General features: G+C 72.3%; 16 protein-coding genes and 1 pseudogene. 8 read left to right on the forward strand and 9 right to left on the reverse strand.

Going from position 1 to position 13,684, the window contains the following annotated elements; translation table 11 throughout:
* Positions 1-3 precede the first annotated feature (3 nt).
* Positions 4-1,722: a MinD/ParA family ATP-binding protein gene (locus PSED_RS35430; RefSeq protein WP_013678727.1), complete on the reverse strand. Its 1,719-nt coding sequence runs from the start codon at positions 1,720-1,722 to the stop codon at positions 4-6.
* Positions 1,719-2,318, reverse strand: coding sequence for a hypothetical protein (locus tag PSED_RS33880; RefSeq protein ID WP_143771191.1), 600 nt, complete (start codon positions 2,316-2,318; stop codon positions 1,719-1,721). Before PSED_RS33880 ends, PSED_RS35430 begins: the two co-directional genes overlap by 4 nt.
* A gap of 899 nt (positions 2,319-3,217) precedes the next feature.
* On the opposite strand from PSED_RS33880, the gene PSED_RS33890 reads away from it, so the two are divergent.
* From PSED_RS33890 to PSED_RS33900, 3 genes are all read left to right on the forward strand, one after another.
* Positions 3,218-3,751 (forward strand): hypothetical protein, encoded by a 534-nt coding sequence (locus PSED_RS33890; RefSeq protein ID WP_143771193.1) that lies wholly within the window; start codon positions 3,218-3,220, stop codon positions 3,749-3,751.
* A 40-nt stretch (positions 3,752-3,791) separates the two neighbouring features.
* On the forward strand, positions 3,792-4,940 hold the full coding sequence (locus PSED_RS33895; protein ID WP_013678730.1) for a DUF6545 domain-containing protein: 1,149 nt from the start codon (positions 3,792-3,794) through the stop codon (positions 4,938-4,940).
* A gap of 64 nt (positions 4,941-5,004) precedes the next feature.
* Complete coding sequence (locus tag PSED_RS33900) at positions 5,005-5,619, forward strand: ImmA/IrrE family metallo-endopeptidase (protein ID WP_013678731.1); 615 nt, start codon at positions 5,005-5,007, stop codon at positions 5,617-5,619.
* Positions 5,620-5,639: 20 nt separating this feature from the next.
* Here the strand turns inward: PSED_RS33900 and PSED_RS33905 are convergent, their stop codons facing one another.
* The 3 genes from PSED_RS33905 to PSED_RS33915 form a co-directional block, all read right to left on the reverse strand.
* Complete coding sequence (locus tag PSED_RS33905) at positions 5,640-6,065, reverse strand: hypothetical protein (RefSeq protein WP_013678732.1); 426 nt, start codon at positions 6,063-6,065, stop codon at positions 5,640-5,642.
* Between the two features lie 201 nt (positions 6,066-6,266).
* Positions 6,267-6,518, reverse strand: coding sequence for a hypothetical protein (locus PSED_RS33910; RefSeq protein WP_013678733.1), 252 nt, complete (start codon positions 6,516-6,518; stop codon positions 6,267-6,269).
* A 21-nt stretch (positions 6,519-6,539) separates the two neighbouring features.
* Positions 6,540-8,036 (reverse strand): hypothetical protein, encoded by a 1,497-nt coding sequence (locus tag PSED_RS33915; RefSeq protein ID WP_013678734.1) that lies wholly within the window; start codon positions 8,034-8,036, stop codon positions 6,540-6,542.
* Positions 8,037-8,498: 462 nt separating this feature from the next.
* On the opposite strand from PSED_RS33915, the gene PSED_RS33920 reads away from it, so the two are divergent.
* Positions 8,499-8,930, forward strand: a complete 432-nt coding sequence (locus PSED_RS33920) for a hypothetical protein (RefSeq protein WP_041763315.1) — start codon at positions 8,499-8,501, stop codon at positions 8,928-8,930.
* A 153-nt stretch (positions 8,931-9,083) separates the two neighbouring features.
* Here the strand turns inward: PSED_RS33920 and PSED_RS33925 are convergent, their stop codons facing one another.
* Positions 9,084-9,245: a hypothetical protein gene (locus PSED_RS33925; RefSeq protein WP_158511364.1), complete on the reverse strand. Its 162-nt coding sequence runs from the start codon at positions 9,243-9,245 to the stop codon at positions 9,084-9,086.
* Positions 9,246-9,572: 327 nt separating this feature from the next.
* Between PSED_RS33925 and PSED_RS33930 the strand changes: the two genes are divergently transcribed.
* Positions 9,573-9,932: a hypothetical protein gene (locus PSED_RS33930; RefSeq protein ID WP_143771195.1), complete on the forward strand. Its 360-nt coding sequence runs from the start codon at positions 9,573-9,575 to the stop codon at positions 9,930-9,932.
* Between the two features lie 90 nt (positions 9,933-10,022).
* On the forward strand, positions 10,023-10,418 hold the full coding sequence (locus tag PSED_RS33935; protein WP_041763318.1) for a hypothetical protein: 396 nt from the start codon (positions 10,023-10,025) through the stop codon (positions 10,416-10,418).
* 18 nt (positions 10,419-10,436) lie between these two features.
* Here the strand turns inward: PSED_RS33935 and PSED_RS33940 are convergent, their stop codons facing one another.
* Positions 10,437-10,610: a hypothetical protein gene (locus PSED_RS33940; RefSeq protein ID WP_158511365.1), complete on the reverse strand. Its 174-nt coding sequence runs from the start codon at positions 10,608-10,610 to the stop codon at positions 10,437-10,439.
* 155 nt (positions 10,611-10,765) lie between these two features.
* Positions 10,766-11,218: a hypothetical protein gene (locus tag PSED_RS33945; protein ID WP_013678739.1), complete on the reverse strand. Its 453-nt coding sequence runs from the start codon at positions 11,216-11,218 to the stop codon at positions 10,766-10,768.
* A 350-nt stretch (positions 11,219-11,568) separates the two neighbouring features.
* Here PSED_RS33945 and PSED_RS33950 point away from each other — a divergent pair.
* Positions 11,569-11,733 (forward strand): annotated as a pseudogene (locus PSED_RS33950) (isopenicillin N synthase family oxygenase); the annotation flags it as partial.
* Positions 11,734-11,824: 91 nt separating this feature from the next.
* Entirely contained in the window at positions 11,825-12,445 is a 621-nt protein-coding gene (locus tag PSED_RS33955; protein ID WP_233899517.1) for a response regulator, read from the forward strand.
* A 148-nt stretch (positions 12,446-12,593) separates the two neighbouring features.
* On the opposite strand, the gene PSED_RS33960 is transcribed toward PSED_RS33955, so the two are convergent.
* Complete coding sequence (locus PSED_RS33960; protein ID WP_158511366.1) at positions 12,594-13,667, reverse strand: PAS domain-containing sensor histidine kinase; 1,074 nt, start codon at positions 13,665-13,667, stop codon at positions 12,594-12,596.
* Between the last annotated feature and the right edge of the window lie 17 nt (positions 13,668-13,684).

Genomic DNA, 13,684 nt, shown 5'->3' on the forward strand with positions numbered 1-13,684 from the left:
CGCCTACCTCCCCAACCCAGTGGTGCCGGTGGTGAACCCGGGTGGTGTGGGGAAGTCCCAGGTGAACGCGTCGGCGACGTGCGCGGCGAGCTCGCGGGCCGCGGCGCGGGTGCGCGGGCGCAGCGCCTCGAGGTCGATACGCCCACCCTCGATCAGGTGCGGGTCACGCGGGATCTCCACGACCGCGCGGCAGCGGCGTTCGAAGTGCGCGCGTAACGCGGCCGGGTCCACGCTGCGGGCCCGCCGGTCGCAGGTCAGCACGATGACCGCGTCGGCGACCAGCTCGTCGAACCCGTGCGCGACCAGCGAGTCCAGGGTCTTGTCGATGTGTCCGGCGGCGTCGATGGTCGGGGCGCCGGTGACGATGAGGCTCCGCGTGCTCTCCAGCGCGCCGGTCATCGCCGAGTGGATGAGCCCGGTGCCGGAGTCGGTGATGACGATGTTGAAGAACCGCACCAGCAGGGCCAGGACCCGGCGGTACTCGTCGCGGTTGAATGCCTCGGACTTCGCCGCGTCCTGATCCGAAGCCAGCAGCTGCAGCCGGCCGGCGGTGTTGACGAACCGGGCGACGTCGGGGAACGAGACGAGCTGGTCGAGGTCGGGCCGGTCGAGCAGCTGGCGGACGGTGGCGGTGGCCGGGTGGCCGAGCAGGCGGTCGGCGAGGTTCCCGGCGTCGGGGTTGGCGTCCATCGCCACGACCCGGTCGGCGCGGTGCTCGGCAAGGGTGAGCCCGAGCAGCGCGGCGGTGGTGGTCTTCCCGACCCCGCCCTTGGTGCTGGCCACGGTGACGGTGTGCCAGCCCGACAGCGGGGTCCGGATCCGGTCGAGGTAGCCGCGTTCGGCCAGCTCACGCGTCGAGGCGCCCGGGTTGACCCGACCACCCGACAGCGAATACAGCAGCCCGCGCACCCCGCGCCGCGGCGGCGGGGCCGGGGCGAGCTGCGCGCGCAGGTAGGTGTCGAACCCGACCGGCACCGTCGGCGCCTGCGCGTTCGCCACCGCCGCCGGGTCAGGCGCGGGCCGAGCAGCGGCCGGCGTCAGCTGAATCGCCGCGGGCACAGGCGCCGGTGGCGGTGGCGGTGGGGGAGTTGGTGGGACCGGCACGGCCACGGGCAGTGTCGGCGGCCGCGGCGCGGCCGCGGGCGCAGCACCCGGCCCACCGGTGTCGGTGTCGGTGGGCTGGTCAGCCGCCTCCCGAGCGGGAACGGGCCGCAGCGGCACGACCGCGGCACTCCACTCCGGGTGCGACGCCGACGACGTCACCGGCGGGACGGTCTTGCGCCGCCACGGCGGTACCACCGCTGACACCGCCGGGGCCGCATCGGCGGCCTGCGGCTCCGGCCGGGCCGACGCGGGAGCCGCCGACGCAGGGACATCCGGCGCAGGGTTCTCCGACGCCGGGACGTCCGGGGCAGGGTTCTTCGGCGCAGGGATCTGCGGCGCAGGGATCTGCGGCACGGGGGACGCCGTCGCGGGAACCTCTGCTGCGGCCGGGTCGGGTACCGGCGGGTCCGCGCTGGACGCCGCCGACGGCGGCGGCGTCTGTGGTGCCGGATCGGCCGGGTCCGTCGCGGCCTGGGGCAGGTCGGTGAGCGGGGGCTCGGTGGGCGTCGCCGCCGCGCTTGGGGCGCTGACGGTCACCGTGCCGGCAGCCTCGTTGAGGCTGAACCGCCACGGCATCAGAGACGGATCCTCGATCCACGAGGCGGACGGATCGGTCATCGCTGCGTCCCTCTGCTTCCGTGCGGGTGGGCCGGGCGCTGCGGGGGACGAAGCCCCAGGTCGATCTTCAGCTCGCCGGAGGGCAGCCGGACCACCGGCGGTGCCAGCCGGGTCCAGGACGACTCGCCCGGGGCCCAGCCCGCGCCGCTCGGCGGCGGGCAACACGACATCACCGCGGGATCGGTGTCGGTGGGGGGCGTGATGGTGTGGGGGCGCGGGCAGGTGCGCTGGAAGCTCAGCACCCGGGCGGTGACCTCGACGATCAGGCCACCGCACTCGGTGCGCAGGGTCCGCCCCGGAAGGACCACTTCCACGCGCTGCCTGCCCGCGCCCGACCAGCCCAGGGTGGCGCCCCTGGGATCACGCAGCAGGGTCCGCAGGACCTGTGCGCGACGTGTCGGGTCGTCCTCGTCCCAGGACAGGAACTCCGCGACGAACCGCCCGGCGAACGCCGCGCCCTCGAGCTCACCGACCAGCCCCGCCGCCTCGGCACCACCGGGATCGGGCGGTGGCGGGCTCCCGTCCGCGCCGGGGGTCGCCGGGGCGACGAGGGGGATCGGCAGGGTCGTCGCGGCCCGCCACGGGCCGCGACGCAAGCTCCGCCGGGAGTGCTCACGTGACGGCTGCTCGGGCCGGTTGAGATCAGGACGGTCGAAATCAGGACGCGGGATGAGGGCTGGGGCCACCGCTGAGGGCATCCACAGCTCGGCGCCATCGGACGCGACACAGCGTGCGCCCTCGTGCAGCGGCGCGATCGGCGCCCCGGCCGCCGGCCCGGTGAACAGGTGCTGCAACGATGCCGCGCCTACCGCTCCGGGACCTGGCGACAGCCTCACCCCCGCATCAGCTGCGGCCGGCCCCGGCGCCGCAGACGGGGCCAAGGGCGGAGGGCCGGACCAGGCCGGCCCCGGCGACATCGGCCTCGGCGGCATTGGAGCCGGTGGGGCGGGCGGCAGCGCAGGCGTCGACACAGCGGCCAGTGAGCGCGTCGGGACCGCGCCAGGGACGAACTCAGGACCGGTGGGCGGAAACGGCTGCGGTGGCGCTGGTGGCGAGCTCGGCGGCGGAGGTGGCGAGCTTGGCTGCGGCATCGGTGGCGTCCTCGGGACGGGAGGCGCAGAAGCCGTGGGAACGGCGTGAGCCGGGGCGACGGCGGGAGGTGCGCTGACGCCCGGGGCGATCTGCCACCCCGCAGCGACGCCACCGCGCCCGCCGTTGCCCCGGCCACGTGCCACCGGAGGCCCCCTTCCAACGACATCACATCGCCATCCCCCGATGGCAGGCGCAACTCTACAGATTCGCTTCTTCCGCGCAATAGGCGTGTCAGATCTAGCTACCGAGACGTGTACCCGGGTACGGTGCAGTCAACAGGTCCGCTACTGGTTCGATGGTGACGGGCTGAGGGAACGCGATGCCGAGCGGAGGTCGCGCCCCGGACACGGGTTGGGCGCGCCGCCGATTACCGGTGATGGGTGTGCTCGGAGAGGAGCTGGGTGTGGGACTGACCTTCGCGGACCGGCTGAACATGGTGTTCGCCGCGTTCCTGCAGCCACCCAACGAGATCGGCGAGCGGGTGGAGTGGACGAACACCCAGGTCGTGCGGGCCATGGAGCACCTGCACGGGCGCCCGATCTGCACCGTCGGGCATCTGCGGTCGCTGCGCAATGGCAGCCGCACCAAGCCGTCGGTGGAGATCGCCAGCAGCCTGGCCCGCACATTCGAGTACCTCTCGCGCACCGAGCCCGAACCCGGCCGGGCCTCCGCGCTCGCGGCCTACCTCGTCCTGGACCCGGCCGAAGGAAGCGCCGAGGACCTCGACACCATCCGCGGCATCCACGCCCAGCTCGAGCAGGCGATCGCCGTGCGCGACAGCGGCTTCCAGATGGACAGCCGCCCGCAGGTCGTCGGGATCATGGCCCGCCTCGGTGACCTCGAGGACGAGGAGTCCCTGCAAGCCGTCGAGGCCCTCGTCGAGCAGCTCGGCCAGGAGGAGAAGAGCCGCCGCGGCAAGCTGCGCCGCCGCAAGTGACTCCCAGGCCCTCCCAGGACGACGCCGTGAAGGGGATGTGGTGAGCGGGGTCGTCGACGTCGCGTTCCGGGTGCTCGCGATCCTGCTCTGGGCGGCCCTGATCGTGGCGACGGTGCGGCTGACCAGCCTCCGGACCCTCGGCTGGATCGGGGCGCTGGCCCTGGCGGTGACGCTGCGGATCCGCCCGATCGGGGCCAGCGTCGACATCCTCACCGGCCGGCTGGCGCTGAGCGTCCTGGCCTCGGACCTGCTGCTGATCGCCGCGGTCACCCTGCTCACCTGCACCCACCTGCGCCAACGCTGCCGGCCCCGGCTCCTGGCCGTCGCCACCGTCGCCGGTGTCGTCGTGTGCGCGGGCTGGGGTGTCGGGATCGCTCCCGGCCCGGCCTCTGTCGCCCCGGACGGGGTGCTCCCGCTGCTCGGGCGGCCCGGGGTGCTGGTCGGGCTGCTCGCGTTCTGCGTGTTCGTCGTGCTCGCCGCGGCGCTGTTCGTGCAGACCACCGCGCGGGCGCTGCTCGACCTCGCCCCCGGCGCGCTGCGCCGCGACCTCACCGCGGCCGCCGCGCTGGCCGGGGCGGTGCTGGCCTGGGCCCTGACCGCCACCGTGTTCACCGTCCGCGCGCTCGCCGTCGGGGGGCTGTCGGCGGGGGTCTACCAGCTGCTCGACGCCGCCCTCGCCGTCCTGGTCGGGCTGGGCATCGCCGCCGGGGCCCGCCCACTGCTGCGCGGGCGCGGCGTCGCCCCCGACGTCCAGCACGAACAGGTCCTGCAGCTGCACCGCTGGCTCACCGACCGCACCCGCCGCGCCACCACCAGCCCCGCCGCGGTGGCCGACCTGTTCGTCGCGGTCGTGGAGATCCGCGACCGGATCTGGGCGGTCCAGCGCTGGGTCCACCCCGACGAGGTCACCCAGGCCGTCGCGATCGGCCGCCGCCTCGGGCTGTCGGGCCCGGACGCCCGCGCGTTCGCCGTCGGCGTCTGTCTGGAGATCGGCATCGCCGGAGTCGAGGCCGACGACCCCCAAGAACCCCGCGGCGCGGACCTGAGCGCCCTCGGCGGATCCAGCGTCCAAGCCCAGGAAATCGCCTGGCTCGCCCAGGTCCAGCGCGTCCGCACCGAGCACTACGCCGCCGCCGCGGCCGCGGAAATCCTGCACGGAACCACCGCCCGCCACGCTGGCGCCATGTGATCATGAACGTGCGATCCGCCCCAGGCCCCACCTGCAGAGGTCAGAGGAGTTCGAGGAGCACCGGATGAGCCGCGCCGAGCAGCTGCCCGACGCCGAGGACGCTGTGACCGAGCACGCCCGGGAGCATCTGAGGGCGACCGACCACGCCACCCTGGCCCGCTGCCGGCGGCGCCTGCGCGCCCTGCTGCCCGAGCTGCCCGACACCCTCGAGGAGCTCCGCGCGCGGATGGAGGCCATCCGCGGCCGTGAGATCGACCTGCAGATCACCGACCCCGGCACCCTGAAACTCCCGTCCGGGTTGTGGAGCCAGCTGCGCGCCACCGGTGACCGGCCCGCCCGCGACCTGATCTGGGTCGACCGGCGCACCAGCCCGTTCGCCCGCACCGTGGTCGCCTGCCACGAGTTCGGCCACATGATCTGCGGCCACGACCCGCAACCCACCCGCGAGGCCGTCGCCGACCCAAAGCCGCTCACCGAGCTCGCTCCCCGGCTCTCGCTCGACCCCGCCCAGATCAGTGCGGTCATCGGCCGCTGCGGCGAACCCTACGAACCCGGCTCCCCGGAGTGGCAGCGCGAACGCGAGGCCGAGCTCACCGGGCGCATCCTCGCCCAGCACATCCTCGACCCCGACCGAGCCCGCTCTCGCGGGCTGCTGCGCGCGCTCAAGGGACGCCGCTAAGGCTCGCGACCGCGCCAGCGCTATCCGACGGGCGCCACCAGGGATTCCGCGCCGGCGGCGGGCGCTGTTGTGCGAGCCACCGTGCTGCGCCTCGTCGTCGGCGGTGCGGCGGTGGTGGTCACCGGCGGCGCAACTGTGGTGGTCACCGGCGGAGCGGGCGGTGTTGCCTGCGGCGGAACCGTGGGCTGCACCGGAGGCGCAACGGGTGGCCGCGGGGCCTGGCGCCCTCCGCCGTTGCCGTACCACTGACGGCCCCGGTCGTCGGTGGGCGTGCAGAAGAACCCGGCGTCGGTGTCACCGGGCCGGATCGGGGTGCACCACAGGGAGAAGCCGTCGTCGTCGCGGCCGCCGGGGGACGCCGACGCCGAGGTGGCCACCACGACAGCGGCGCCGGACGCGATCGCCACCGCCGCAGCGATGACCGCGAACTTGCGGGTGATCTTCACGAAGAGACTCCGGGGGAGAGCGGGGGGAGCGTGCTCTCCCGGGTTCGATCTTGACCGACCGTGTCGTTACGCGCGATGCGCCACCGTGACCTGGGTTCGGCCACCTGGCCCAACCGGTGACGACGAACGGTCCGCCCGACCGGCACACCTGTCGACCCCGCCCTGGAAGCGCGCGACTGCTACGCAGGCTTGGAAGGGCGACTACGACGACGGCCGGGGCGACGACGGGCGGAGGCGGGCGCGGCGCTGGGCGATGAGCCGCTCGGCGTGTGCGAGCCACGCCTCGCGATACCCGGCCGGCTCCTGCCCGTCGGTCCAGGGGTAGTCCGAGGTGGTGAGCTCGGTGGCCGCGTAGGTCACCTCGTGCATGAACGCCCGGCCTCCCACAGCGATGGCATCGCCCATCAGTTCGTCTTGGCGGTCCGGCTCGTAGGGCACCTCGTGGCCATACATCGACGCGTCCGCGGCCTGGGCTCAGCCGACTGGGGCGCCGGAGGTGCCCCCGACGAACTGGGCCATCCGCCCACCCGGGGTGTTCATCGCGGTGTTGTAGGCCTCGGCCGGCGTCATCCCCCCACCCGAGCCACCCGAGCCACCGGAGTCCCCACCCGAGGAGTCCCCACCAGAGGAGTCCCCACCGGAGGAGCGCTTGGCACTGCTGCCGGAGTCCGAGCCCGAGCCCGAGCCCGAGTCCGAGCCCGAGTCCGAGCCGGAGTCCGACGAGCTGGGCTTGGCCGCGGCCTTGCGCTGCGAGCCCGACCCGGACGAGCCCGACCCCGAGGAGCCCGAGTCCGACGAGCCCGAGGCGCCGGAGCTGCTGTGCGTGGGGGAGCCCTCGACGGCGTTGCGCACCGGCTGGGTGGCCGAGTCGGCGGTGCCGACGGTGTCGCTGACCGGGCGGATCGGCGTGACCGGCTTGCGGGCCTGCGACGGCGCACCGTCGGCCAGCACCGCGGGGTCGCGGCGGTCGCTGTTCCCGGTGACCGGCGGGGTGTGCGATCCGCTGACCGGCGGCGGCGGGGCGGGCCGGTGGTTGCGCAGGTCCAGCACTTGGCTGGCCAGCGCGGAGGTCTGGTCGGTCGGATCGGGGACCGGGCTGCTCGACACGACGGACACACTCTGCTGCAGCCGCGCCAGGTCGGCCTGCCGCGCGGCCCGCTCCTGCTCGAGCAGGTCGCGGCGGGCGGTCAGCGAGTCGCGCACGAACTGCTGATCCGGGGTCAGCTTGCCGTGGGGCAGCCCGTCGAGCACCGCGGTGATCTGGGCGAGCTGGCGGTCCAGGTCCGCGAGCTGGCCCCGGGCTTGGGCGAGCTGGTCGGCGGTCGCGAGCTGGCCCTGCAGCGCGGCGCGCTGCTGCTCGAGCAAGGTCTTGCGCGCCAGCAGCTCCTGCACGACCGCGGGGGTCGCCCCGGCGTAGAGCGGGGCGATCTGGCTGTCCCACACCGCCTCGGCCGAGGTGATCGAGTCGAGCTGGGAGTTGATCGAAGCCAGCGAGATCTTGGCCTGGGACTCCCAGTCCGCCTGCGCCACCACGCGCGGCGCGTGGTCGGGGTCGAACCAGTCGGGCAGGTTCTTCACCGCGAACGTGCCACCGGCCGCGACCACACCCGCGGCGGCCACCACGCCGACGAACCGGCGCGTCGCCCGCGCGCGGGCCGCGCGGGCCGCTTCCTTCCGCTGGTACTTCTCGGCGATCTCGGCATCGACCAGCACCTTCCGGCGCCGGCCCGGCCCGGCCGTCGAGGGCAGGCTGCTCAACGCGTCGACGGCCAGCCCGATGCCCGGTCGCGGCCCCGTCCCCGCGGAGCGCGCCGCGGACATGTCGCCGGCGACGCTCGCGGTCGCGCCGCGCAGCAGCGCGCGATGGGCGGCGTGATGTGCCGGGGTGCAGTACCGGCGCGGCGGGCGCCCGTCCTCGACGTCCGGCACGGTCTGTGTGCAGTCGGGCAACGCGCACTGCGGCCGATCCACGACGCCCCCTAAGATCACCACGCGCGGTCGCTCCAGCACGTCGAACCATCTCGACAACGCGGGACTGCGAGTCGCGCCAAATACCCATCTCCATTTTCCTCAGACAAGACAGGTGCTGGCAAACCCATGCTGGCCTGGGGAAATGTTGAGAATGCGATCATCGCCGTTCGGCGACGGCATCACTGCTACCGACGGTCATGGAACGCGCGGTCGAGCAGCTCGTTCGGATCAGCACGACCGTCGGCGGCGAGGTGGCGGTGCAGCAGACCGTGACCCGTCCGGGGACAAGTGCCACCATCAGTGTGATCATCGGCCACACTGATCATGCTGGCCGCCCGGGGCCGGCTGCGAAGCGTGGGAGGCGCCGTGGCCCCAAGATCACCCAGACGGGCCCCGACGTCCACGACATCCCCGCCGACGACCGCCTCCACCAGGAAATCCGCGGCCCAGCGGGCGCCGGGGATGAGCGTGCCGGAGAAGGTCGAGCGGCTGTTCGCGACTGTGAAGCCGGCCGGCGGGCTCGGCCGCGAGTACACCCACCCCGAGATCGCCGAACGCGCCGCCGCGGCCGGCTACGCGATCTCGCCCAGCTACGTCTGGCAGCTGCGCCACAACCCCGAGAAGCGGCCCACGATGCGTTCGCTGGAAGCACTCGCCGCCGCGTTCGAGGTGCCCGTGGCGTACTTCTTAGACGACGACGCCGCCACCGCGCTGCGTGATGACCTCGCGCTGCTCGCCGCCCTGCGCGACCCAGCAGTTCGTGACCTCGCCATCCGCGCCTACGGCCTGTCGGCCGAGACCGTCGCCGCCCTCGCCACGTTCGCCGACCGGGCCCGGGAATGGGAAGGGCTCGGCCCTCCCTCTCTCACCGACGCGCCGACTGACCTCGGGTGAGGTCGGTCGTGGTCATCGTGGTTCGCCAGCTACAGGCGATGGCCGGGGGCCGGGGCGACGGATCGTGACCGCCGTTCCGTAGGTCGCCGCGACCCTCTGATCCACGCACGGCGCCGCCCGGCCGAGTGCCCCCTGCCCAGCCGGGCGACATCGTCACCGGCGAAGCCCGCCCCACCACTCCAGGACCCCCACGTCGGAGAGGATCACCAGCAGCAGGACCACCACGACGGCGCTGATCATCCACCGGGTCCAGGGGGCCCAACTGTCGGCGGCGACCGCCGAGCAGAACGCCGCCCAGGCGCCGTGTCCAGGCATGCCGCTCCCCATTCCGCTACTGCACATCGTTTTCCCCTCCAGGGGTGAGAAACCGTCACCGGACGATTCGCCGGTATCTGTTTTGCGAGCCGCGGGGGCCTCTGGACAATGTGTACCGGAGTGGGGCGTGGGCCCGCAAACGACGCGCAACCGGGTGATGATCTCGCCGTCCTGTCATTCTCGACCGGGAGCTGGCGCGGGGGACGCGACTCTACGCAACCGGGTCTGAGCTGGTTAGATCAGGTCAGCAGGGCGAGCAAACGAGCAACCGGGAAGATCCGCAGGTCGCGCCGCACATGGGCTGTCTTTCTCCGATGTCTTTTCGCCATGGAAAGCCGGCCAAGCCGTTTTTCTGTCATTGTCGGCATGTTTAAGTCGCTGCAGTTATCGCAATATATGCCTGCATCGGGGGTGAAAATTCGTGCCCCTGTTCCACCCATTCGGAGCAGCTTCGACGACGGGAGGGGTGGCGTGGCCGACATCGACGACATCAAGCAGCGCGGCGGCATGATCGCCCTGCTCCCCGCCGACCGCGACCTCGTCGTCGTCGTCGTCGACGGCGACGACACCGCGCCCGACGAACTGGCCGGGGACATGTACCGGGTGGAAACGCGACGGGCTACTCATCCCGCAGGGCATCACCGCCAAGGGTCGGCCGCTGGATCGACGGCCACGAGGCCGCACTGATCGCCGTGAAGAAACCCATCGGCTGTGGCTCGGCGGGGCGGCCCCCGACCCGCCACCCAGAGGCAACGACAATGACTCATAATCGAACGTATGTTCGACCGCGAGGGCGAAGCGCCAGACGTGCTGGACAGCGCGGACCCGGCTGTCCGTCGCTGCGATCCGCCGGTGCCGGTGTGGGTGGACCTCGCTGCGCTCACTCAGCAGCAGCGTTACGGGCGTGGGCACCGATCCGGTGGTGTGTTCGTGGGCGGTGTCGTCCGGGCGATCATGTGGGCCCAGGTCATGACCGAGCGCGCGTTCTGGCTCGGCGTGGTCACTTGCGAGCTGGAGCGCGGCGGCGTGCCGGTCCTCACCGCCCCGGCCGTCGTCCCTCAATGGGCCATTACGCGGCGCCGGCCCGGCACCGGCCGCCGGCAACAGGGCAAGGCCAGCAACCGGCCCACGCTCGCGCAGCGGCGTTCAGGACCCCGTTCGCGCCGGCGGTGAACGAAGCCTGGGGCGGCCTCAGGAGCCCGCGACGAGGACTCTGCTTCCGCCCGGAACGGGCGTGTCGAGATCGGGTACCGGTTCCCCGTCGAGGCGGAGTCGTCCGGCCGCGTGGTGCCGCTCGATGCTCTCCTCGGACAGCCCGGCAGCGAGGGCGAACTCGCGGACGGTGCGCGTGGATTCCTCGGTCACCAGGTCAGCATGTCGGACCGGGGCACATGCCCCCTGACCGTGGCGGCTCCATGACGCGCCACTGCACTCTGCGGTACGGGTTCGGGGACGAGCTCGCAGACAGCACGCGCCGCGGCCAGGTGCGAGCCCCTCGCTCTACGGTTTGTGCAGGTGGATCAGTGGTTGGTAGTGACCTCGGGGTCGCTGGCCGGGTCGTATCGGTGGCCGATGTGGCTGGCGGCCTCGGCAGCGCTGTCCAGCGCGAGCCGTAGCCCCTCCACGTCGGACTTCACGCGCCCGTCACCGAGGTAGCGGCCGAGCTGCGCCCGCAGCTCGTTCACGTCCAGCCGGTCGGTGTCCGAGTACGGCTCGCCGTGCTCATCCAGGCGGGTCGCGCTGGCGTGCAGCTGGTCGATGAGCTGCGGCAATCGGGCCGCCGCGACGCCGAGGTTGCGCAGCGTCGACGCCAGCTGCGGGGCCGGTAGCCGCACCGTCATGGTCGCGCGGTTGAGGTAGCGCACCAGCTCCGCCACCGCGGCCGCGGCCGCGGTGACGCTCTCCGGGGTGTGCGGGCCGTCCAGGGCGAACGCGTCGTGCACCCAGGCGTCCGGGTCTTCAGGGGCCGTCATCAGCACACCCTCCCACCGGGCCCCGACTGGAACGACCTCGCCGCGGAGCCTGGGGAGTCGTGGGGTGTGGGCCCGCTGCGGGCGACGTCGTTCTGGCGGGCGCAGCGGCACCCACGACGACTGCACCCAGGACGGCTGCACCTACGACGACGGGGATCGGCTGAGTCACGTCGTGGAGCGGTGGTGGGCCGGGCTCATGCATCGGTGATGTCCTGTCTCGTCAGGGATGGGCGTGTCCGAGTGCGTGCTCGACCGTGGCTTCCCTTGCGGCCAGGTCTGCGGTGCACTGGCCCTTCGCTCCGTACAGCCGCCGAAGGGCGGCGAGGTGCAGCAGCTCGCGCAGGGGGTAAATCGGGCTGCCCGCCGACCTGGCTCACCACGCTCGAGGCATCACGACCGACCCGGCCAACGTCATCTCCGGCGCCTTCGGCGACAACCTGCTCAAGGCCAGACTCCGGGCGCACTCGGACGTCGCCGCCGAGCACCACGCGGATCTGATCGCCACCCAATGCTGATCATCACTGCTTCGGGCCGGGCCCAGGGCGCTGGTGCCCGTGGCTTGCGTCGCACTCACACAGCGAAGGGCCCCTGACCTTGGTCAAACTGTTGATCGTCGACGACCACACCATCTTCCGGGCCGGGCTCGTCCGGCTTCTCGAGGAGGGTTGCAGCGTCGATTCGGTCGCTCAAGCCACGGACGCCCAGGGCGCGCTCGAGCTGGTGCGCGAGCAGCCGTTCGACGCCGTTCTCCTCGACATCAACCTGCCGGTCAAGAGCGGTCTCGAGCTTCTGCCCGCGCTGCGCGCTGTGGCGCCGCGACTGCCCGTGATCATGCTGAGCATGTACTCGGCCGAACAGTACGCACTCCGGGCCTACGAGGCGGGCGCCAGTGCTTACGTGTCCAAGGACATGGATGCCGACGTGTTGATGGCGGCCATCCGCAAGGTGGTGTCCGGAGGCCGTTACATCACGCCGGACGTCGCCGATCAGATGCTGCGGAAGATCGACGCGGTGCCTGGGAACAGTCCGCACCTGCAGCTGTCCGAACGTGAGTACAACGTGATGATCAGGATCGCCACAGGCACCAGCCTGACGAGCATCGCGCAGGAGATGCACCTGAGCGTGAAGACCGTGAGCACCTATCGCACCCGGCTGCTGACAAAGCTCGGCCTCGACGGCAACGTCGAGCTGGTGCGGTACGCCCTCCAGCATCGGCTCATCGACTGAGCCTGAGCTGAGCGGCGGCCTCGAGTGCCAGCGAAGAAGCGGCGTCGGGCAGGCAGTCCCGCCCCCAGTTTTCCCGCCGGTGCGGCGGCCCGACAGGGGCATGGAGACTAAGCGGAAACGTGCGAAGCGAACATCGGCACTGACCGGATCAGGGCCGCACGGCCACCTGGATGGTCAGGCCGCCGGTGGGTGCGTTGCCGATGGTCACCTCGCCGTTGACCCGCCGGGCCCGCTCCCGGATGCCGACCAGGCCCAAGCCGGTCGGCGCCGGTCCCTCCTCGGGGAACCCACGCCCGTCGTCGGCGGCCTCCAGGCGTATCGAGTCCTCGTCCCGCGCGAGCGTGATTCGGACGTGCGATGCCTCGGCGTGCCGGGCCACGTTGGTGAGCGCCTCCTGGACGATCCTGAAGAGCTCGAGCTCGACCTCCGGCGCGAGCTCGAAGGGTTCGCCGGGCAGGTCGACCGTCGTCTCCACGCGGTATCGCGCGGTGAACCGGGTTGCGAGGTCCTGGATCGACGCGTGGAACCCGAGGTGGTCGAGCATGTGGGGCCGCAGTTCATCAGACAGGCGGCGGACCGCTTCGATGGTCTCCTGCGTCGCGTCAGTGACCTCGCCGGTCAGCCGGAGCAGGCAGTTGGCCTCGTCGGCGACCATGCCACCGGAGTTCTCGATGCGCGTCCTGAGCCGGGTCAGGTCGAACTTCACTGCCGTCAGCATTCCGCCGATCACGTCGTGTAACTCAAGGGCGATCCGGCCGCGTTCCTCGTCCTGGATCGCCTCCACCATCGAGACGAGCTGGCGCAGCTGGGCACGCGACTCGAGCAGGTCGGCGTGCGCCTGCTCCCGCTCGGTGACGTCGATCCCGATACCCACCACAGCCGGCCGGCCGCGGTAGTCGACCTGCGACCCGTGCAGCTCGATGGTTCTGTGCCCCAGGCCGCGCACGTGGGGGCGGACGACGAAGTGGTCGACCGGCCCCTCCGCCGCGATCCGCTTCTCGTACTGCGCTACGAGCGTCTCTCGCTGTTGGGGCGGTGCCACATCCGCGAGACGCCGGCGCATCAGCCGGTCCGGGGTGGTTCCGAAGAACGCGGCGAAGCTCCGGTTGACGTACTGCATGACGCCGTCCTGGATCAGGTAGATGCCGGCCCCGGACTGGTCGACGATCCCGTTGAACAGCTGGACGATGTCGGCGGCATCGCCGTCCTCGAGCACTGCCACACCCAGCACTGTAGCCA

This window comes from Pseudonocardia benzenivorans CB1190 (assembly GCF_000196675.2).
Lineage (GTDB): Bacteria > Actinomycetota > Actinomycetes > Mycobacteriales > Pseudonocardiaceae > Pseudonocardia > Pseudonocardia benzenivorans.